The sequence below is a fragment of the Eubacterium sp. 1001713B170207_170306_E7 genome, assembly GCF_015547515.1.
Taxonomy (GTDB): Bacteria; Bacillota; Clostridia; order Eubacteriales; family Eubacteriaceae; genus Eubacterium.
Window position 1 is genome coordinate 20543 of sequence record NZ_JADMVE010000012.1, and the last position, 22191, is coordinate 42733.

A 22191-nucleotide genomic window follows, 5' to 3' on the forward strand; every position below is an offset into this window, starting at 1 on the left:
TGTTTACAGAAAGAGGAGCTATGGAAAAAAAAGCAACAAGAATTGGATTGAATTTACTGGCTTTGCTGTTGGTGTTTTGCATGGGATTTGGTTTTCTTTCCGCCAGTACTGTTAAGGCAGAGGGTTTAAAGGATACCAGCGAAATCCAGAATACCTTCAACAAAGAAGATGAGCAGATTAAAATCAGCACACCCGAAGATTTAAAAGCCCTGCGTGAATACGTAAAGTCCGGCAAAGTAAAGCCGGGACAGAGTGTTTTGTTAATGAAGGACATCGATCTCAATGGGTTTGACCTTGGAGAATATAGCAGCGGTACAGCCTGGACGCTGAGTTTTGACGGCCAGGGACATACCATTACAGGTTTTAGTGAAACAGAGTACGGGCTTTTCGGAAGTCATTTTTCTGCTGGAAAAGATAAGAGTGGCAGTTTGGTAGATACAGTCATAAAGAATCTGCATTTAAACATTAATGTGGACATACCCAATGCCGCCTATATGGATGGAAGAAATAATTTTTTCTATGGCGCCTTTGCCAATAACACCAACTCGAACGGCGGCTATTCCATTGAAAACTGTGTGGTCTCTGGCTCCATTGATCTGAAGGTGCCCCAGGATGAGGAGCCTTACTTTTATTGTGGGACTTTTTTAGGGGACTTAGGCAGTGGCGTTAAGAAACCTGTTATGAAAAATTGTATGTCGATGGTAGAAATGACGATTGACAACAAGGGCTCTTATGAAGAGTGGGAGGAAGCGCCAGAGTTAGCAGGCTTAGCGATAGACCGCTCAGGCAGGGCTTACGCAGTGAACTGTCTGTCACTTTCAAAAATTACGGTTACCGAGGGGTCGGACCGCTGCCATGTTTATGGGACATCTTCGAACGCCCAGGAGAGCTACTATAACAGCGACCTTGTCAAGGCGACTGAGGATATTGCCGGTGCAAATACCGGGGCCAAGACAACAGCAGAGCTGAAAACAGCCGAAACCTATACCGGCTGGGATACCAGTGTATGGACTGTGAAAGAAGGCCAGTACCCGGCATTGGTACAGTTCGCGGGAACCTCTCAGGACTTTACGGCGCTCAAGGCGCTCATCGCGAAAGCGAAAGAAATTAAGAATGACGATAGTAAATATACGCCGGCAAGCTTCCAAACGCTTCAGGATGCCATTGCGAATGCGGAAAAGGCATTGACCGCAGAGCCGGTGCTAAAGGATACCGAGTATATTCAGACCGCAGCGCTGCAAAGCGCCATGGACAGCCTTGTGCCGCAGGGCGAGTGGAAAACAGCAGTAGAGGCATTGGAACAGGCGCTGAAGAATGCAGAGACAGTCTCCGACACCATTGTTTACACCTCCAGCAGCCAGAAAGCCTTTGACCAGGCCCTGGAATCCGCCCAGAAAATGAGCGCGGATAAAAGCAAGGCCAGCGCAAAAGAGATTAGCGATGCGGCAGGCCTTCTGTCTGAAGCGCAGAAAAACCTGACTGAGAACGCAGATACCACAAAATATTATTCGGTGAAGGATAAAGCGCTTAGTATAACAAACCGGGACTATATCTATACAAGCGACAGCTGGGAAAAATACGAGCCTGTTTTTAAGGTTTATAATTTATTAAAACCTAAAGACACGCCAAAGTCGGATCAGGCCAAGCTTGACGATGCGGCGGACGATCTGGCGGAGGCCTATACCTGGCTGGTCAAAAACGCGGATTTTACCGCCATGAGAGCAGCCATCGTAGACGCCGGAATGCAGGATGAAGAGGACTACACGGCCGCTACCTGGGAAGCCCAGAAAAAAGCGCTGGATGCAGCCAATCAGTTCGATCAGACAAATACACCGGTCGATGATCAGGAAAAGGTTGATGGGGCTACCAAAGCCCTTGAAGCGGCTACCGCCAAACTGGTGTTAAAGACAGACTGGGAAGCCCTGCAGGCCGCGTTAAAGAACGCCGCGGATCTAGAAGCGCAGAAGGAAGCCTACACCACCAATAGCTGGACGGCCTTTAAAACAGCTTTGGATACTGCAAAGGGCATTGAGGAAACCAATACGACCACCCAGGCAGTTGCCGGAGCGGCAAAAGCATTAACCGACGCCCAGGCAGCTCTGGTCAAAAAAGCCGACAGCACTGCGCTGAACAGCGCCATCGCCGAAGCGGATAAGCTAAAGGAAGCAGACTACACCAGCGCAAGCTGGTCGGCTTTTGCCGAAGCGCTGGCAAACGCCAGAGCAGTGGATCAGAACAACGCCACCCAGACAGCCGTGGACGCGGCCAGGGAAGGCTTAGAGCTGGCCCAGAGCAGGCTCATCGAAAAAACAAGCTTCGCAGGCCTGAATGAAGCCATCCAGGCAGCCGAAGCTTTAAAGGAAACAGATTATACGAAGGATTCCTGGGAAGCAGCCGATGTGGCAGCGGCTCTGGCAGAAGCCAAAGCCATCGAGCAGGATCCGGAAAACACCCCGCAGGCCGATGTGAACGCCGCCGTGCAGAAGCTGGCAGACGCCATGGAACAGCTGGTGAAAAAGGGTGATCCCAAAGCCCTGGACGAAGCCGTTAAATCGGCCGAAGCCCTGAAGGCCGAGGACTACACCACCAGCACCTGGACGGCCCTCCAGGCAGCCCTGGCCGAGGCCAAAGCCCTGGACCGCGATAACGCGGATCAGACAGCGGTCAACACCCAGACCGAAAAACTGGTGGCCGCTATGGACGCGCTGGTCAAGGCAGCCGACAAAGCAGCCCTAACCGAGGCCTGTGACACGGCAGATGCCAAGGACAGTGGGATTTATACCCAGGCCACTTACGCGCCGCTGCAGACAGCCCTGGCAGAAGCCAGGACAGTTCTGGATAACGGCGACGCGGCCCAGCAGGAAGTGGATAAGGCTCTGGAAGGCTTGAACAAAGCCCTGGCGGGCCTGATCAAAGTTGAAAAGGCTGAAGCGGAGGGCTATCAGGTCACCGCTGAAATTCCAGACAACGCAGAGCTGAACATCACAAAACAGGATGAACAGAAAACCGAAGCAGCGCAGAAAAACATCCGTAAAGATTACCAGGATGCTGAGCTGCTGGCGCTTTTCGACATCAACCTGGGAGATTACCAGCTGGGTACGGGCGAAAGCGTGAAAATCACCATCGCATTGCCGGAAGCCGCCTGGGGCTATGACAGCTACAAGGTTTACCATGAAAAGGAAGACGGCAGCATCGAGTATTTCGACGCAGTTTATGATGCAGCAAGCCATACCCTTACCTTTACAGCGGGCAGCTTTTCCGATTTTGGCGTCGTTGGCTTTAAGAACGCCAGCGCCGACAACCCGAATGGAAACAGCGGCTCAAACGGTAACGGCACCGGCGGAGGCAGCAGCCAGAATGGCAGCGGCACAGCCCAGGGCAGCGGTACAGGCGCAGGCGTCAGCACAGGCATCACAGCCGACAGCTTGGGCGCTGTTCCCGCAGCGGCCGCGCTGCTGGCAGCAGCCGGGCTGGCAGTCTTCCTGGTTTACCGCAGAAAAACAACTAAATAACCTCGACTTTTAGAAAGCACTGGATTTTCTATCAGGTCACAACAGGCTCTCCCCAAAAGGGAGAGCCTTAGGCGTAAATAGAAATAGTATGCAGTAAAAATATATAAAATAAGGATAAAAAATATGAAACTAAAAAAATGGAAGCGTGTGCTGGGGCTTTTTCTGGTGCTTCTGCTGCTGGCGGGAAGCCTGCCGCTGTCTGCTTTGGCAGAGGAAATGCCCGAAGGACTTCACCAGCTGGATAAAGTCGGAGATACTTACGCAGCAAGCAGCAGACAGACCGAGGCGACAGAGAATGCCGGAACAACAGAGGAAAGGCCCGATGGACCTTACGACCCTGAGGTCATTGATGTAATCTACCGAGGAGGAGAGCCCTCGCTGACCCAGGATGAAGCAGGCAATTATCTGGTAGGCAATGTCAATGACCTTAATACCCTGAGGATGGATCTGGCAAAGCATGTGGATTACAGCAATACTACGGTTATTATGACCAATGATATTGACGCTGGAGGTTTAACGCCCTATCCGGTCCACCGCCTGTACAGCGATGGCAGCACCAGCACAATGGATACGACAGAGTATGTCTATGTATTTGACGGAACCTTTAATGGTATGGGCCATACCATTAAAAACTACACAGACAGCACATCGGGTTTGTTTGACGTCCTAGGGCCGAATGCGCAGATCGGAAATCTGCACATGGTGGTTGATCAAAGAATCAGCGAGGCAGCCGGCTCATTGAACATCGTTCGACCTCCGGATAACAAAATGAGCAGATCCATCGGCATCCTGGCCAATGGAACCCTTGGCGCTTATGTTACGCGCTGCAGCGCCGAGGGTGAGGTTTCACTCAGTATGGATAAAACCACAGAGTGGACATCCGTAGGAATGGTTGCGGCTGCCAGTGGCGGCGGTTACCTCAGCAGCGTCTGGAAGGCGGAAGAAGCGCTGTCGGAGGACTGCTGGTCCAGGGTGAACTATAAAAACCTCAATAGCTATGACGCATTCAGTTTTAGCCTTCTATCCCCTTCCAAAAATAAAAACTGTTATTACGCCGGTGCTTTATCGGGAATAGGGAGTGATAGTTCACAAACAACACCCTTTAACCCCTATCGTGAAAATACTGACTGCTACTATGACAGCAGCATTCTGGGGCTTGATAAAATAAGTTCTGCGGGAACCGGTGAGCGGACGGCCGCGATGAAAAAGAAAGGGACCTTTAAAAACTGGGATTTTGATAAGGTATGGACAATCGAAGAGGGAAAAAGCTACCCCACCCTCAACCGGGAAAATACAAAGCTGAAAAACCGCGTTGTGCTTGAACTGGAGGTTCAGCTGGAGCCAGTTGTGCTGAATTACGATAAGCTTGACCTGTCCGGCGGAAAGATGCCCGTTATCCGCACCAATGTCAGCGGTATTGCCATAAAGAACGTGGAGGGCGCCCCCTACAATCTTAAGGTCGAGTATGAGGATGCTGTAAAAAATGGAGCGGAATATGTCGGCGTTTTAGGAGACCACGCAGAGGGAATCGCCCGTTTTAAAAATGCCGACGCCATCCGGATAAGCTATGATAATAATGAGGAAGTAGACTATCTTTTGCCGACAAACCTCTACAACAGAACCGGTTATCTCTCGAACCAGGATAAAAAGAATGGTTATAAGGCGCTCAAGGCCTGGGGATCCTTAAGCATCAAAACCGATCCGGCAGTTTTGACAGAGGAGCGCAAGGCAGAGCTGAGCCAGAAGGTAACTGAGGCCTGCGACATTCTTCTTCTGGATGAGAAATTTTTTGGGTCAGAGGGCCCAAGTGCCGAAAAGAGCTATGACCCTTATATGGTGTTTGACCTGATCCGGTCAGGATCTTCGATTGTGGACGAAAGTTTTTATGATGAATACTATAAAAATATTATTCTGAAAAAATATGAAGGCTACCGTGATACTGGAGTTACCAGTGGATTCATCACAACCGATACCTCCAAGGATGTGATGCTGATTACAGCGATGGGGTATGATCCGCGTAATGTCGCGGGGTATGATTTGATCGATATTATTACCGATGAAAATTTATATGATGACAATAAGGCTTATATGGCAACGCCAACCCGTGCTCTGGCCTATGGGTGCTATGATTTTTCAAATGATAACGGTTATGAACTCTCAAAGGTAATCCACGCCATGGCGGAACAAAAAACAGACGCGACCGGTGTTATACAAGCCTCGGATGCCAATGACGTGAACGATATGTGGTCGATGAGCATTCAGCCGATGTTCCAGTATTATGATCCAAATGCACAGCCGGGTGACGAATATTATGATGTGAAAGTACGGGTAGACAATGAGATTCTACCGCGTTTTCAGAGAAGCCAGACTTATCTCGGCAGTTTCTGGGGTAGCTTTTTACTGCAATTCACGGATCCGGATTACGGCCATGCAGATCTCCAGAATGCCTGGACGAACGCCCAGACAAATATTTGCCTGGGGATGGCAGGGATCAATGCTTTTGATCCGAGATTTGTGGTGGGTAAGGTTACCGTTTACGACAACATTATCAATCGGGTTGATTTTGAAAATAAGGTAGGAGACATATCGCTGACATCCGGCATTGGCCCGGAACAGATCATCCGCGGCGTCACTGCCTTAAAACGCGCCGAAGAAGAAAAAACCGGTATCTACGACTGCCGTGACGTTAAGGGAACCGCTTATGTCAAAAACCTTATTGACAGCATGGACACCAATGATCAAGAAGCCGTGGGCGCTGTGTGGAGCGCTTACCAGGCACTGAGCGACGGCAAGAAGGCCAGCATGAACCAGGAGGATGTCAAGAAATTGACGAACGCTGTCAACGGCCAGGGGAAAGCCCTGCTCCAGACGCAGCTGGAAAAAGCCAACGCGCTAAAGGAAACCGGCTATACCGAAGAAACCTGGAAGCCCTTTAAGGAGGCCCGGGACAGCGCCAGCGCTGTATATACCAAGCCAGACGCCACCGACGCGGAATGCCTGACTGCTTACGCCAGCCTGAAGAATACCATGGACGCGCTGGAAATGAGCTTTATTCTTGGTGACGCCAATGGTGACGGCGAGGTAACAGCCCGTGATGCTCTAATGGTAATGCGCGCCGTTAATGGAAAAGTAAACTTGACAGAAACGCAGAAAAAAGCAGCGGATGTCGTTGCTGATGGTGAGATTACAGCCCGTGACGCTTTGATGATTCAAAAAGTTGTCAATGGAAAAGCATCGTTTAAATAAAAATTAAGGAGAAATTGATGAGAAAAATGATTCAAAAGCTAACCACGGCTATCGTTACCCTCGCATTAGCCTTTGGTAGTGTGGTACCGTCGGTGGCAATGGCGGCAGGTACAACAGAAACAGAAATATTAACATTGCAGGCAGATAAAACACAAGTCGCTCCCGGAGAAACGGTAACCCTTTCTTTGCAGCTTTCTGAAAATTCTGATTTTGTTGCAGGAACATTTGGAATAAGCTATGACAGCAGTAAGGTAACCTATGTTGCAGGAAGCGCAAAATGTGGCTTTACAACAGGCAGTTCAGACGTTGCAGATACGCAGTTTCCAGGGAAAATACAGCTGACCTATTTTATTGATGGAAAGGTAGCGGGAAACCCGGCGCTTACGGCGTCTTTTACCGTAAATGACGGCGTGACAGGAGCACTGGATTTTGCTGTTTATAACAAGGAATTTGCTGTGGATGACGTGAATGATCCTTCTGGAAAGGTTATAACGCCCACCATTATTAATGATACAACCGGGCTCGTTTCTAAGCTCCCGCCAACAGACATCACCGAGCTTACCAACAAAATCGCCGAAGCGGAAGCCGTTGACAGCAGCCTGTACACCGCGGCAAGCTATCAAAACCTGGAAGCAGCCATTGCGGCGGCAAAGGAAATAACCACTGAAAATACAAAAGACGAAGTTGCAGCGCAGGTCAACGCGCTGGATGACGCCATAAAGCAGCTGGTTAAAGCGGTTGACAAAACGGATTTAAAAGGAGTCGTCGCTGAAGCCAAAACCTATGATAAAGCCCTGTACACGCCGGACAGCTACGCGGCCCTGACTAAAGCGGTCGCCGACGCCCAGAGCGTGTTGGACGCGGATCTCGCGGATAATGCGGAAAACCAGAAAACCGTGGCGGACGCGGCTCAGGCGGTTAAGACCGCCATTGCGGCCCTGAGCGCCAAGGGTGACCAGGCGGCGCTGGCGGCCAGCATCCAGGCGGCAGAAGCAGCGCTTGCGCGCGAAGATGTCACCTATATGGATGAAACCAAGGCAAATGTGCAGACAGCCCTGAACGCGGCAAAAGCACTGGTCGGCCAGGAAAACGCCACAGATGCTGAGGTTTCCGCAGCGGTTAAAAACCTGAATGACGCGGTCGCCAAGCTGGTGATTGCAGCAGACGAAAACGCCTTTAACGCAGCGGTTGCGCAGGTGCGCGAAGCCTTCAAGGAAGAAGCTTACACCACCAGCAGCTGGAAAGCGGTAGCGGAAGCCCTCAAAAATGCGGATGCCATGGCAGGTCGGCTGGCAGAAGGCCAGGTGCCGGCAGCAGAAGCGGACAAGGTATTGACCGACTTGCAGAATGCGACAAAGGGTTTAATGGAAAAGGCAACAAAAACCGAAGACCTGACCAAAGCGGTTGAAACAGCTAAAAAATTAGATGAAAGTCATTACACAGCGGACAGCTTTGCCGTTGTAAAGGAAGCCTTAGCCGCAGCCGAAAAGGTTGCCGGAAACCTGAACGACAGCACACAGCAGCAGGTAGATACTGTGGTCACGAATTTGAATGCCGCCGTCTCTAAGCTGGTGACCGTCACAACGGATGAAAAGACCGGTGTTGTGGTCAATGGGCTTCAGCCTGGCGAAGGCATCAGGGTTGACGATAAGTCAAAGGATAAGGACACCGTTGCGGGTGTTGATGAAGCCATCAAGAATGCCGGCGAATTTGCAAACGCGAAGGAAACAAAAATTCTTTTCCTGGCAGATATTACGCCGGAAGTAACAGAAAATGCGGACGGCAGCTTCACGGTTACGATTCCGTTAAAAGCGGATCAGCTTAAATATGACGCCTACTTTGTAAGCCATAAAGGAGCCGACGGAAGCTTTACCTGGCAGGCGGTAACCCCAGACGCTGATGGAAAGGTTACTTTTACCACCAAGAGCTTCTCCGAGTTCACCGTTGTGGGAATGAACAGGCAGGAGGAAAGCCCGAATACGGACAATAATCAAACATCAAACAGCGGAAATACGGGCAGTGATAACAATACCAAAAACGCATCCGGCGGCACCATCAATCCGGTGACTGGGGTGCCCTATACCGAGGAAGAAATTGGCAATGGCGCCTTGCAGGCAGCAGGAATGCTGGCACTTATGGGACTCTGTGGAATAGCTTTCTACCGCAGACAGCGAAAAGCAGAACATTAATTTTAAGCTAAAGGGTATCAGCCCCTGCCCCCTGATCAGGGGGCAGTAACAGGTATCTTTGAAATAAAAAAGAGGAGAAACAAAACGTGGAAGGATTAAGGAGAAAAGTTAACGGCTTAATGTGTATTTTACTGGCAGCAGCGGTGCTGCTGCTGATCGGCTCGGGAAAGGCAGAGGCTTCCGGTGCGCAGACAGGCACCATTACCTTTAGTGTAGAGCGTTTTACAATAGGGCAGGGTTATTTTGTCGAGCCGGTTGAAGTGCCGATTTATGAGGGGGACACCGCCAAGGATGTTCTTGACCAGATGCTGGCGCCAACTGGCGGCTATACACAGAAGGAAGGCTCAGAAAGCTTTTATGTTACTGCCCTGAAAAACGCCGATTCAGGACAGCTTGATATTCCCTACTATATCACAGATATGAGCGGCCATAAGATTACCAATACCAGTAATGACGGGAATGCAAAGTATCCGGACCTGGGTGAGTTTTCCTACACAGAGCATTCGGGATGGATGTATTCTGTCAACAGTATTTTTCCCAATTATGGGATGGATAGCTATACCCTGAAGGATGGCGACGTGATGCGTGTCCAGTTTACCATGTGGGGGATTGGCGCGGATGTAGGTGAACCCTATAATGCCGGACAATATGGGTTTGAAATACCAAACAGGGATAATCTGACAAAAGCAGTTGCAGCGTTTAACGGGCGGACAGATAAAGAGGCACTGCTCAAAGTCTCTTTCATAGCGGATGCTTACAGCCATGCCATGGAGACCCTTGAAACCATTGATCCTGGCATTACCGATCAGAATGATCTTGATCAGGCGCAGGCGTATCTGGAAGCTGCCATAGAGTCGAAAAACCTGCAGGCCATCACCCTCAATCAGGATCAATTAAACCTCAGCTACGGCGGTGAGGATCAATTGAGCGTCGGCTATATTCCTGAAAATTGCCGGGTGGATGAGGGCGTTAAATGGACCAGCAGCGACAGGGATTGTGTTTATGTCGAACAGGACGGAAGAATCTATGGCGACAGCGTCGGCACCGCCACCATCACCGCCACCCTCGGCGATTTCACCGCCAGCTGCGAGGTCACCGTAAGTGAGGAGAGCGCTGAAAAGCCCCTGCAGAGTATCAGCCTGAATCCGTCTGAGGTTAGCCTGGGCAAGGGTAAGACCACCGCGCTCAAGGTCAGCTATAACCCGGCGGACACCACGGATGACAAAACCGTTACCTGGCGCTCAGACAACGAACAGGTGGCGGCTGTGGACGCCAATGGCCGCATTACAGCGGTGGCCAGGGGCGAGGCCGTGATCACGGCGCAGGTGGGCCGTTTTACCGCGGAGTGCCGGGTTACCGTCACAGAGGACGACCCGGTCGATCCGCCGGACATTACCGATGAGGACATTGCCGCCGCCAAGGAAGTGGTCCGGCTGGCCGCGATTCTGAACACCAATGCCAGTCCCTCGCTGGACGAGGTAAGGGTGCTTGAGGAGGCTTACAACAGCCTGACAAGCGCGCAGCAGTCGCTTTTAACGCCAGAGCAGGACGCCAATATACAGATTGCCATTAACAGTGGCTACAGCAAGGTGCTGTCCGGGGTGGTCGCTGTGTGCGAGCCCGCGGCAGCGGCGGTGCAGGCCGTCATCGATAGCGGTGGAAAGCCCGACGACCAGAGTCTTTACGACCTGGTGCAGGCCGAAAGGGCTTTGAAGACCATCGGCGCTTACGATGGATTTTTGACCCAGGATCAGGAAATCTATGATCAGGCTGAAAAGAAAATGAAAAAAGTGACGGACGCTTTAACGGAGTTCAACGCATCGGATAACGGCGTTACCGTTAAGGGACGTTCCCTGACCCTGCCCTGGACCGTGCAGGTGGTGGCGCAGGCGGTTGAGGTCACGGCAGAGCAGCAGGCTGCCCTTGAGGCGGACGCCCAGTATCTGGAGCCGGCCGTTGAGAGCCAGTATGAAATCAGGCTGAGGGATTTTGCCGCTGCCGAAAGCGCGGACGCCATACCGGAATACGATACGGAGGGCAAGGGCTTTAAAATCACGATGCCCTCCGGCGGTTACACGGCTCCGGGGCTTGGCGAGCACGGCCAGCTGACCCTCCTGCATAACGGCGAGCGCGTCGGCATTCAGGATGAGAAGGGAAACGCGCTGGTCACCTACGATGCTCAGAATAAGCGCTTCAGCTTTTCGACAGACACTTTTTCAACCTTTACGGTGGTATCGGACAGCCGTGTCGCTGTTGAGAGCTTTGTGCTGAGCGATACGGAGAAAACGCTGCTGCTGGACATTGCGAACCCCAGCTTTGAGCTGAGTGTGCTGAGCTATAAGCCCTATGATACAACGGATAAAAACAGATTGACCTATACCTCGTCGGACCCGTCTGTGGCCAGCGTGGACGATAAGGGCATTGTCACCGGGCATGTCAAGGGGACAGCGGTGATTACCGCGGAGGTCTGCGGCGTCAAGAACCAGTGCACGGTAACGGTGAAGATGAACCGCTATGTGGATTTTGAGAGCTACTGGCCCACCTTCAGGAAGAACAACAGTAACATGGCCATTGTGGACGCCAGCCTGCCAAACGCGGGAAATAATCTGACGGAAAAGTGGATAAACAGCGACATCAACGTGGGGGGCAAGCAGATGACCGCCGGCACCCCGCTGGTGGTGGACAATTATATTTTTGTCGCTACCCAGAACAACAAGCTCTACAAGCTGGATAAAAACACCGGCGCCATTGTTAAAGAGGCAAAGCTCGCGAAAAAAATCGAGTTTTTCTCCTATGCCACCTACGGCGACGGCATGATCTTCGTGCCTGAGGAGGAGGGCACCATCGAGGCCTTTAACGCCGACACCCTGGATTCGCTCTGGCGTACCGAAAGCTTTGGCGGGCAGAGCAACTGCCAGGTTACCTATGCCGACGGCTTTATCTACTCGGGTACCTGGAGCGGCTCGACGGACAAGGGAACCTTTTTCTGTATCGACACCACGAGTAACGGCGAAATTTACCAGACCAACGGGATCCGCCGCGCGCGGTGGGTTTCGGACGATGACGGCGGCTATTACTGGAGCGGTGCCACTGTGGTTGGCGACGCGGTAATCTTCGGCGGGGACTCTGGCGTGGTGCAGTCCCGTAACAAATCGACGGGCGTGCTCATTGACCGGTACGCCACTGGCGGCGTTATCCGTTCGTGTATCGCTTATGACGCTGGAACCAGCGCCCTTTATTTTACAGCGGGCGGCGGCGCCACTGCCAACGGGATCACCGGCGGCGGCAAATGCTTTAAGCTCGGCGTGACTGGCGACGGGCATTACACAGGGGCTAAAGTTGCCGATCTGCCGGCAGCTTCAACCACATCGCCGGTGGTTTACAATGGCCGCGTGTATGTCACCACCCAAAAGGTAAATGGCTCGGGCCATGAGGAGGATTATAACAAGGCCACGGTCATTGACCAGGGCAATACGGAAAATGGAAAGCTGGCGGTTCTGGATGCTGGCTCTCTCGGCATGATCTACCAGGCCGATATCGGAGGCCCGTCCAAGGCGTCACCGCTGCTCACCACCGCCTATACGGCGGACGGCCAGGAGACGGTTTACCTTTATATTACGGTAAATAACCACGACGGCGCCATTGTCCGGGTAAAGGACTGGGCCGGCAACACCACCCCTCAGGCCGAGGTGATCTACCGCGCGGAGGGTGACGAGCAGGAGTATACCACCACCAGTCTCAACTGTGATGCGGACGGAACCATCTATTACCGGAATGACCGGGGACATCTTATGGCACTGACCGGCACCTCGGAGCCAGTCAGAGAGGCGGCGCCCGTGGAGGGCCGCCTGGGAATGCAGAAAGGCAATAAAGCAGACAGCGGCGGCATGACAGCCAGGGCTTCCGGCAAGGCCGCTGCTGCCTCCGAGGATGAATTTAAGCCCTGGGATTTTAGCGGGGCCATGCTGCCATACAGCAAAAGTGTATCCAAAACGCCGTCGGGGCTGGAGCAGCTGAAAAAGGCCAGCATTGTTCTGGCCTGTACAGCCGTGGCCATGGCGGCAATGTATATAACCGGATGCGCGCTTTGGCCGAAGCTGGGGAAAAAGCCATGATGATGGATAAAACAGCCGCGGATCCCCGCGCGCAAAGGGCAAAGCGAAAGCGGACAGTGGTTTCTGCGCTCATCATTCTCCTGCTGATTCCCCTGACCATCTGGTTTGGTATTCGGTTTCTGGATGACCGGAGATACCTGTTTATCAGCCTGCTGATTATTCTTTACACGTCTATTCCCTTTGTCATGCGGTTTGAGGGCCGCCGGCCCGACGCCCGGGAGATTGTTCTGATCGCCGTGATGGCGGCCATTGCGGCAGGCGGCAATCTGGCGTTCTTTATGCTGGGGCCATTCCAGGCAGGCACGGCGCTGGTCATCATCGCCGGGATATGCCTGGGGCCTGAGGAGGGCTTTCTGACAGGCGCCATGGCAAGACTGGCCATCAATATGTTTGCCAGCCAGGGGCCCTGGACGCCCTGGCAGATGTTTTGCTGGGGGCTTCTGGGCTTTCTCGGCGGGCTCTGCTTTAACAGGGATCAGGAGTTTACAAGGAAGGAAGTCAATTTTAAGGTGGTCATGGGGCCGCTCATCTGTATTGTCATATCGCTGGCGCTGGGCTTTGGCATCTGGATTGTCTCAGACGCCCAGGGGCCCTTTGTGGGCTGGTGGCTTTACGGCTTTGGGGCCATTGGCCTGCTGGCCGGGGTGCTGCTCCAGCGCCGCCGCCTGCCCGTGGACCGGCTGACGCTGGCCGTCTTTGGCTTTCTGGCCACCTTTATTATCTACGGCGGTATTATGAACATCGCCGCGCTGGTCATGTCGGCCGGGGTTTCCGGCTCTGGCGTGGGCCTTGACTGGGGCTCCATGAAGCTGCTCTATATTTCCGGCGTGCCCTACGACGCCGTGCACGGGCTGGGCACCGCCTTCTTCGGGGCACTGCTTGGGCCAGTGATGATTGAGAAGCTGGAGCGGGTTAAGATTAAATTTGGCCTTTATTATTAAAGCGGCCAAAACAATAAAAGAAAGGGAGAAAAAATGAAAAGAGGTATTCAGAAAAAGGGAATTTTATTACTGGCAATGCTTTTGCTGGCCGTGCTCACACTGGCCGGGTGTAAGGATCCCATCAGCGGCCTGACCGAGGGCAGCTCTGGGGAGGAGGTTGTCCAGCTGGCAGACGCGAATCCGCTGCCGGAAAACGGCGTTGTGACCGCCGCGCAGTTCCGCTCCATCCAGGGGCAGGACAAGGTGGTGACCTTTGACGGCAGCACCATGAACGGAATCCAGTATACCTGGAGCTTTAACGGAAAGGATATCCACAATCCAGAGGACCAGAACCTCAAGGTCGATTTTACGACAGAGGGGAATACGCTCAACAATGTCAAGGCTGCGGCCGGCGGCGCCGCCTACGGCCTTGGGATCACCCTGACCGGCAATAAGGGGCTTATCACCGTGCCCCAGCTCACCATTACGCTGCCGGAAAAATGGGACGCGGACACGGCTGTTTTCTGCAAGCTGAACAACGGCCAGCCGGCCAAAATGAGCAATGTCACCTTTGACAACAGCGCAGAAACGACAAAGATGACCGTGAACATCGTGGAAACCGGCGGCGATTATTACATTGTAGCCGGGAAGACCATCGCGCCGGTCCCTACTACGACGGCTGAAAACAATGACGGGACAACAGGTGATAATGGAAGTACGGCGTCGGGCGGCTCCGGCGGCAACCGCTGTACCATCTCCATCAGCTGCTCGTCCATTCTCAACAACATGGGCAACCTGAAAAGCGGCAAGGAAAGCTTTGTGCCCTCGGACGGTTGGATTCTGAGTCCGACCACGGTTGAGTTCAACGAGGGTGAAACTGTCCATGATGTGCTGCGGCGGGTATGCCGTGACAAGGGGATTCATATGGAATCCAGCTTTACGCCAGCCTACAATTCGGCCTATGTGGAGGGCATTAACCAGCTCTATGAATTTGACTGCGGCGAGCTCTCCGGATGGATGTATAACGTCAACGGCTGGTTCCCGAACTATGGGTGCAGCCAGTATACCGTCGAAAACGGCGATGAGATTAACTGGGTTTATACCTGCGATCTTGGCCGTGACGTCGGCGACAACAGCATGTGGTAAAACCAAAAGACAGGTGACGGAGGGGGCAGTCTGCCCCCTCTGCCGCCGGCCTTTGGGAGAGTGTCTTTTTAAGGGCTTGCGGACGAGCCTTTAAAAAGGCGCTTAGAGGAGCTTTCGCATACAGCCTGCTCCTTTAGGGCCTTGTCATCCCTATCTTTTCTATGTTGGGTGAAGCGGTGAAATCGTACGGGCAGCATTCGGGCACGCGCCCGCACCGCTTCATTCAGAAACCAGCGTTCTTGATTATTACACAAATAAGAACAAAGGATGTGATGGCACGCGGCGGGAGCGGGCCACCTCCACTTCCGCCCGCAATTATCTTATAACAATCGAGGGGAGATTGATATGGAAGATTCTTTTTCCGGTTATCATCCGGTCATTAATTTCAGTTATTTTGTCGCGGTGCTTCTTTTTAGCATGTTTATACTTCACCCGGTGTTTTTGCTGGTATCGCTCTTTGCTGCCTTTGTCTATTCAGGCATCCTGAAGGGATGGCTTAAGGCGTTGAAGTCTGCCTTGCTCTGCCTGCCGGTGATCATCATCGTGATGCTGATCAACCCCCTGTTTAACCACTACGGCGTTACGATTCTCTTCTATCTTAACAATGGCAACCCCATCACCATGGAATCCATTGTCTACGGGATATTCATGGGCATAACGCTGATCACGGTTTTCATCTGGTTTTCCTGCTACAGCAAGGTCATGACCTCGGATAAGTTTATCTTTTTATTCGGGCGCATCATTCCCGCCCTGTCCCTGATCCTTTCGATGGTGCTGCGCTTTGTGCCAAAATTCATCACAGAGATCAAGGTGATCAGCAATGGTCAGAAATGTATCGGGCGTGACCTGAGCAATGGCAATATCTTTGAGCGGGCCCGGCACGGTGTGACCATTTTGTCGATTATGATTACCTGGGCGCTGGAAAACGCCATCGAGACAGCGGACAGCATGAAGGCAAGGGGCTATGGCCTTAAAGGCCGGACCGCCTTTTCCATTTACCGCTTTGACCGCCGCGACGCAGTGGCAGCGGCCGCTATGCTGGCCGTTTTGGCCTGTGTGATCGCCGGGGTGTCCCAGGGCTTTGCCTTTGCGCAGTATAACCCGCAGATTAAGATGTCCGGGCTTCAGCCATTATCGCCGGGCAGCTTTTTCACCTACCTGTTTTATTTTATCTTTTGCATGATGCCGGCCATCATTGACGGTATCGCAGAGCTCAGGTGGTGGTGGCTCAGGAGGAGCGTTCCTGAGGCGCCGGAGCGCCGTGAAGGAGTTGAGGCAATTTGATCCGGCAGACAGTAGAGATCGGCTTTGGGCGCAGCGCGCCCAGGGCTGTTCTGAGAAGAAGCTATGTGCTCAACAATCATCTGAGCGGGGACATCGTTATCCCCAACGGTTTTACAGATATTGAGGTGTCGGCCTTTAAGGATATGAAAAACATTACCCGGATCGTCCTGCCCAAGACCCTCCGTCACATTGACGAGCGGGCCTTTTGGGGCTGCGAGGCCCTTGAGGAGATCGTGCTGCCCGATGGGGTGGAGTCCATCGGGGACGGTGCCTTCTGCGGGTGCAGGGCGCTGGAAAGGGTGCGGCTGCCCCTGGGCCTGACCGTCGTTGCGAGGGAGCTGTTTAAAAACTGTCTTGGGCTCAAGGCGGTGACGGGGCTCCGGCATGTGCGGCGCGTTGAGGACAGCGCGTTCTGGAACTGCCGCTCCCTGACAGAAGTCGAATTTGGCAGAAGCCTTGAAACCCTTGGTCTCTACGCCTTTTACCGGTGCGAGAGCCTGGAGCGGCTGCGTGTCAGAGAGCCGGTGAAATGCCTGGAGAGCCATTGCTTTGACGGCGCCGGGCTCAGAGAGCTGCTCCTGCCCGAGGGGCTTGAGCAGATCCGGGACGGAGCCTTTCTGCACTGCGGCAGGCTGCGCCGTCTGGTTTTGCCAAAATCCCTTTTGGCCATCGGCAGCTACGCCTTTGCGGGCTGTGCGCATTTAACAAAAATATTATTTCAGGGCGGGGTTCCAGAGTTTGGACCGGCCGCCTTCCCTTCAAACGCACGGGTTGTTTGTCGTTGGAACCAGGATTCCCGGCTTCGGATAGAAGCCCGGGGATTTAAGCTGTGCCGAAAACAGGACGGCTTCGCGCTCTATCTGTACCGCCGCCCGGAAGAAGCAGTTCTGGAATTTGAGGCATACCCGAAGGACACCTTTACGCTGGTCTTTGGTGTCGCGGAAATACCGCCCAGGGCCTACTGTGGCCGTGAAAAGCTTAAGAAGGTGCTCATCGGCGAGGGCGTGAAGTGTATCGGGCAGAAAGCCTTTGCGGACTGTAAAAATCTGTCCGAGGTCGTTCTTCCCAAAAGCCTGAAAACCGTGTGTGAGGGGGCCTTTATGGGCTGCCCGGTACAGGCGCTGACCCTTCCGGAAAACACGGCGTGTATTGAGCGCTTCAGCTTCCGGGACACAAAGCGCCTGAGACGCGTCGATTTTCTTGGGAAGGTCGAGCTGGACAATCAGGTTTTTGCGGGCAGTGCCGTCAAGGCGCTTTACCTGCACCGCGGCATGGCGCTCAGACCCTTTCTCATGCAGGCGGTCACGCTGCTTTGCCGGCCGGAGGAGGAGGAGATGATCGATTTTTTCAAAAGCATGGGCTACGCAGTATCCGATGTCGGAGACTGGAAAGCCTTAAGGCTCACGCACCACCGTCAGGTGGTCAGCGTTCCCCCGCCCGGCGCGCTGGTGGAGCCGTCGGTGCGGCATATCGGAAGGCAGGTTGAAAGCTTTCAGTATGCCGGCCAGAGCCAGCTTCGCAAAATCGTGATCGCAGAGGGCACAGAGACAATCGGGGCGGGCGCGTTCTTTAACTGTGACGCGCTGGAGGAGGTGGTGCTTCCGGACAGCTTAAGGCATCTGGAGCACAGCTGCTTCGCGAACTGCCGGAGCCTGGAAAGAATCCGGCTGCCAGAGGGGCTCACCGTTCTGCCGGCTCGGGCTTTTCGGGACTGCAGGCGCTTAAAGGCCGTGCGCCTACCGGAAAGCCTCAGAGTCATTGACCAGGGCTGCTTCCAGAACTGTGAGCGGCTGGAGCAGGTCAACTGGCCCGGCGGGCTGCTGAGGATCAATGAATACGCCTTTTACGGCTGTCAGGCGCTGCCCTCATTCGGTCTGCCGGATGGCGTTTCGATTATTGAAAAAAATGCTTTTACCAACTGTAAGAAGCTTAAATATGTCAGAACTGGCGGCAGTGTGGCGTATTTTTCACCCCAGAGCTTTGCCGCGCGGACGGTTTTGGAGTGCCCGGAAAACTCGGTCACCTTAAAAATGGCCCGTGAGGCAGGGCTCAAGACCATGGCGTCAACGCTGTACAAAAAAATAAAGGAGGCTTAGGCAGCAGGGCTGCTTAAAATGATATGGCAGAAGTAGAAATCAGAGATTTGATGTTCACGTATCCGGAGATGGAGAAGCCGGCGCTTCGCAGCATCAATCTGGAGATAAAGGAAGGGGCGTTTGTCGTTTTGTGCGGCAAGAGCGGCTGCGGCAAAAGCACGCTGCTCCGGCACTTTAAAACAGTGCTCACGCCCCACGGAACACGGACAGGGCAGATCTGCTTTAAAGGGCAGGAGCTCTCAACGGTGGATATCCGGACACAGAGCTCGGAGATCGGTTTTGTGCTGCAAAACCCCGATAACCAGATCGTGACGGACAAGGTGTGGCATGAGCTGGCCTTTGGCCTTGAGAGCCTGGGCTATGACACGCCGACCATCCGGCTGAGGGTGTCGGAGATGGCCTCTTATTTTGGGATTCAGGCATGGTTCAGGCGGAACGTGAACGAGCTGTCCGGCGGGCAGAAGCAGCTGCTGAATCTGGCGGCCATCATGGCTATGAACCCGTCGCTGCTGATTCTGGACGAGCCGACCTCGCAGCTGGACCCCATCGCGGCCTCGGACTTTCTGGAAACCGTCAAAAAGATCAACCGGGACCTGGGCACCACCATTATCATGACAGAGCACCGCCTTGAGGATATTTTTCCGGCGGCGGACAAGGTCATCGTCATGGATCAGGGCGCGGTCATCGCCCAGGGGACGCCGCGGCAGATCGGAAAAGAGCTGCGGGGCATGGGGCATGATATGTTTTTGTCTATGCCCGCGCCCATGCAGATTTACGCCGGAATCGAAAATGAAATGCCCTGCCCGCTGACCGTGCGGGAGGGAAGACAGTGGCTGTCGGAGCTGTTTGAGGGAAAGGCTGTTGAGAAAAAAAGCATCCCCATCGAGCAGGATCATTATGCAGCGGCCGAAACAGTTGTCGAGCTTCGGGATGTCTGGTTCCGGTATGATAAAAACCTTCCCGATGTCGTGCGCGACCTGTCGCTGGAGATCAAGCGGGGCCAGCTGTATGCCCTGGTAGGCGGCAACGGTACCGGAAAAACCACCACCCTGTCGCTGATCTCGGGCGTTCAGCGCCCTTACCGCGGAAAGGTTAAGCTTGAGGGAAAGGAAGTGCGGAAATACTCGGATAAGGAGCTGTTCCGCGGCTTTCTGGGCGTTTTACCCCAGAATCCCCAGAGCCTCTTTGTCAAAAAGACAGTGGAGCTGGACCTCTTTGAGGCCATTGGCGGCACCAATGAGCGCAGGCGCTCCGAATTTGACAGCGCCATGGATAAACGCACGGCCGTTGAGGGCATGGCAGAGCTCATGCATATCGGGCACCTCCTGGGGCAGCACCCCTACGACCTCTCCGGCGGCGAGCAGCAGCGTCTGGCGCTGGCGAAGATTATGCTGCTGAAGCCCCGTATACTGCTGATGGATGAGCCGACAAAGGGGCTGGACAACCACTTTAAGCGGGAGCTGGCCGAAATTCTCAAGCGCCTCCAGGAGCATGGGGTGACCATTGTGATGGTTTCCCATGATGTGGAGTTCTGCGCCCAATACGCTGACACCTGCGGCCTGTTCTTCGAGGGCAGTATAGTGACGGCCAACACCCCGAGAGCCTTTTTTTCGGGAAACAGCTTTTATACGACCTCGGCCAACCGCCTGTCCCGGCATTTGTTTGACAATGCCATTACCGTTAAGGATGTGATCACATGCTGCCAAATGAATCTTTAGACCGGTTCCTGGATGATTTCCTGGAAGGCGGCAAGCCAAAGGAAAAGCACGCGGTAAAAAAAAGAGAGGACGCGGCCCCGGTCCGGAGTGACCGGGAGCTGTGGGCGCCGCCGGCCGACGGCAGCCTGGTGGAAAAGCCCGAGAGCAGGAAGCTTTCAAAACGGACCTGGGCCGCCCTGCTGATGATTTTTGTGCTGATCCCCCTTACGATTTTTATCGGTATCCGCATCGGGGACCGCAAGTATTTCTTCATCAGTATGATGATCATGATATATTCCATGGTGCCCTTTGTGATGGTTTTTGAGGGGCGGAGGCCCCAGGCCCGGGAGCTGGTCATCCTGGCCCTGCTGGCAGCCATTGCGGTGGCGGGGCGCGCGGCGTTTTTCATGCTGCCCCAGTTTAAGCCCGTCATTGCCGTCGTTATTGTAGCGGGGATATGCTTTGGCGCGGAGTCCGGCTTTTTGGTGGGTGCAATGTCCATGTTTGCCTCCAATTTTTTCCTGACCCAGGGCCCCTGGACGCCCTGGCAGATGTTCGCCACGGGCATCATTGGTTTTTTGGCCGGCCTGCTGTTTAAAAAAGGAAGGCTCACAATAAAGAAGGGGCCCCTCTGTCTTTTCGGGTTTCTGTCGACTTTTTTTATCTATGGCTTTTTGATGGATACGGCCAGTGTGTTCATGTACCAGAGTGCGGTGACCTGGTGGTCGGCGCTGCCCTTATATTTTTCAGGCGCGCCCTTTAACTTGATTTACGGCTGTTCTACCGTTATTTTTCTGTTTTTCGGCGCCAGACCTCTGATCACAAAGCTGGAACGGATCAAGGTGAAATACGGCCTGATCGAAAACGGATCAATCCGCTGATACTTTAAGAGAGGAAAGTTATGGATTGATCCCATCCCCCTGCCGCGGGCTTGTATGGCAGCGCTGCTTTGAGGGCTGTACCGTGTTGGAGACGGTACAAAGCCCGAAAAAGCAGCGCAAAGCCCCGTATAAAGGGCGGGAAAACAGGCAGCATTGCCGGAGCGTAAAAAATACACATTACACACAGAGGAAGGAAATGAAATGGCAGAAAACATCAAATGCACCAATCAAAGGGAGTACACAAACCACCGGCGGCCCCCTGAGCCAAACAGCCAGAACCGGGGCGTCTACACAACGGCCATTGCCAGGCAGAACAAGGTCAGGCATCTGGTCATTGGCGGTGAGTACCGCGCCATCGGGCCAAAGGCCTGCATGAATATCACAAAAATCCACCGGCTGGAGCTCGCGCCCTCGGTGCTGTCCATCGGAGAAAACGCTTTTCGGGGCTGTACACAGCTGGTGTCGGTCAAGATGCCCGGCAGTGTGCGGGAAATCGGCGAGGCAGCCTTTATGGAGTGCCGCAAGCTGCGTGAGATCAATCTTCCAAAAAAGCTGCGGGTGATCCGGCCAAGGACCTTTAAGCTGTGCCGGGGGCTCAAGACCATTGAGCTGCCAGAGGCCCTTGAGGAAATCGGCGAGAACGCTTTTATCGACTGTGACAGCCTCCAGACGGTGACCATTCCCGGGCAGATCGAGATGATCGCCTTCCGCACCTTTTACGGCTGCAAGCAGCTGCAGCAGGCCACCCTGCCGCCAGGGCTGAAAATCGTTGGCCGGGAAGCCTTTGTGGGCTGCTGCTTTAAATCGGTAACCCTGCCAGAGGGGCTGGTGACCATCGGGGACAGCGCGTTTTTGAAGTGCAAGTTTCTCGAGAGCATCCATATTCCCGAAAGCGTCAGGCGCATTGAGAAGTGGGCCTTTCACGGCTGTCCAAGGCTGAAAAAGGTGGTGCTGCTCCATGATCCCGAGGTCATGGGCGACTGGCTTTTTAACAGAGGCAACACGGTGGTATACTGCAAAAGAAACTCAAAGGTTGACGCCTACTGCAAAGAATTTCAATACAAAACCGAGTATGTAGACTGACCGGTAAAAAAGAATCACAATT

11 protein-coding genes are annotated in these 22191 nt (G+C 53.6%); all 11 read left to right on the plus strand.

Annotated elements, in window-relative coordinates:
• Positions 1-20: 20 nt before the first annotated feature.
• Positions 21-3512 (plus strand): FIVAR domain-containing protein, encoded by a 3492-nt coding sequence (locus I2B62_RS19710; protein WP_195270738.1) that lies wholly within the window; start codon positions 21-23, stop codon positions 3510-3512.
• A gap of 123 nt (positions 3513-3635) precedes the next feature.
• Positions 3636-6758, plus strand: a complete 3123-nt coding sequence (locus tag I2B62_RS19715) for a dockerin type I repeat-containing protein (protein ID WP_195270739.1) — start codon at positions 3636-3638, stop codon at positions 6756-6758.
• A 17-nt stretch (positions 6759-6775) separates the two neighbouring features.
• Complete coding sequence (locus I2B62_RS19720; protein ID WP_195270740.1) at positions 6776-8947, plus strand: FIVAR domain-containing protein; 2172 nt, start codon at positions 6776-6778, stop codon at positions 8945-8947.
• 86 nt (positions 8948-9033) lie between these two features.
• Positions 9034-13062: an Ig-like domain-containing protein gene (locus tag I2B62_RS19725; protein ID WP_195270741.1), complete on the plus strand. Its 4029-nt coding sequence runs from the start codon at positions 9034-9036 to the stop codon at positions 13060-13062.
• The gene (locus I2B62_RS19730; RefSeq protein ID WP_243259632.1) at positions 13059-14003 is read left to right on the plus strand and encodes an ECF transporter S component; all 945 of its coding nucleotides are present in this window, start codon (positions 13059-13061) and stop codon (positions 14001-14003) included. Before I2B62_RS19725 ends, I2B62_RS19730 begins: the two co-directional genes overlap by 4 nt.
• 33 nt (positions 14004-14036) lie before the next feature.
• Positions 14037-15128, plus strand: coding sequence for a DUF4430 domain-containing protein (locus I2B62_RS19735; protein ID WP_195270742.1), 1092 nt, complete (start codon positions 14037-14039; stop codon positions 15126-15128).
• Between the two features lie 345 nt (positions 15129-15473).
• Positions 15474-16412 carry an energy-coupling factor transporter transmembrane component T gene (locus I2B62_RS19740; protein WP_195270743.1) on the plus strand — a complete coding sequence of 313 codons (939 nt, stop codon included), beginning with the start codon at positions 15474-15476 and terminating at the stop codon, positions 16410-16412.
• A complete protein-coding gene (locus I2B62_RS19745) occupies positions 16409-18508 on the plus strand; it encodes a leucine-rich repeat domain-containing protein (RefSeq protein WP_195270744.1) in 2100 nt (699 codons plus the stop codon). Before I2B62_RS19740 ends, I2B62_RS19745 begins: the two co-directional genes overlap by 4 nt.
• Positions 18509-18531: 23 nt before the next feature.
• Positions 18532-20226, plus strand: a complete 1695-nt coding sequence (locus I2B62_RS19750) for an ABC transporter ATP-binding protein (RefSeq protein WP_195270745.1) — start codon at positions 18532-18534, stop codon at positions 20224-20226.
• Positions 20205-21086 (plus strand): ECF transporter S component, encoded by an 882-nt coding sequence (locus I2B62_RS19755; protein ID WP_195270746.1) that lies wholly within the window; start codon positions 20205-20207, stop codon positions 21084-21086. Before I2B62_RS19750 ends, I2B62_RS19755 begins: the two co-directional genes overlap by 22 nt.
• Positions 21087-21287: 201 nt before the next feature.
• Positions 21288-22169 (plus strand): leucine-rich repeat domain-containing protein, encoded by an 882-nt coding sequence (locus tag I2B62_RS19760; protein ID WP_243259634.1) that lies wholly within the window; start codon positions 21288-21290, stop codon positions 22167-22169.
• Positions 22170-22191: the final 22 nt, after the last annotated feature.

Coding starts and splice junctions, on each gene's coding strand:
- I2B62_RS19730 (WP_243259632.1), top strand. CDS start 13,059: ATGATGATGGATAAAACAGCCGCGGATCCCCGCGCGCAAAGGGCAAAG.
- I2B62_RS19760 (WP_243259634.1), top strand. CDS start 21,288: ATGGCAGAAAACATCAAATGCACCAATCAAAGGGAGTACACAAACCAC.
- I2B62_RS19720 (WP_195270740.1), top strand. CDS start 6,776: ATGAGAAAAATGATTCAAAAGCTAACCACGGCTATCGTTACCCTCGCA.
- I2B62_RS19750 (WP_195270745.1), top strand. CDS start 18,532: ATGGCAGAAGTAGAAATCAGAGATTTGATGTTCACGTATCCGGAGATG.
- I2B62_RS19740 (WP_195270743.1), top strand. CDS start 15,474: ATGGAAGATTCTTTTTCCGGTTATCATCCGGTCATTAATTTCAGTTAT.
- I2B62_RS19715 (WP_195270739.1), top strand. CDS start 3,636: ATGAAACTAAAAAAATGGAAGCGTGTGCTGGGGCTTTTTCTGGTGCTT.
- I2B62_RS19710 (WP_195270738.1), top strand. CDS start 21: ATGGAAAAAAAAGCAACAAGAATTGGATTGAATTTACTGGCTTTGCTG.
- I2B62_RS19735 (WP_195270742.1), top strand. CDS start 14,037: ATGAAAAGAGGTATTCAGAAAAAGGGAATTTTATTACTGGCAATGCTT.
- I2B62_RS19755 (WP_195270746.1), top strand. CDS start 20,205: ATGCTGCCAAATGAATCTTTAGACCGGTTCCTGGATGATTTCCTGGAA.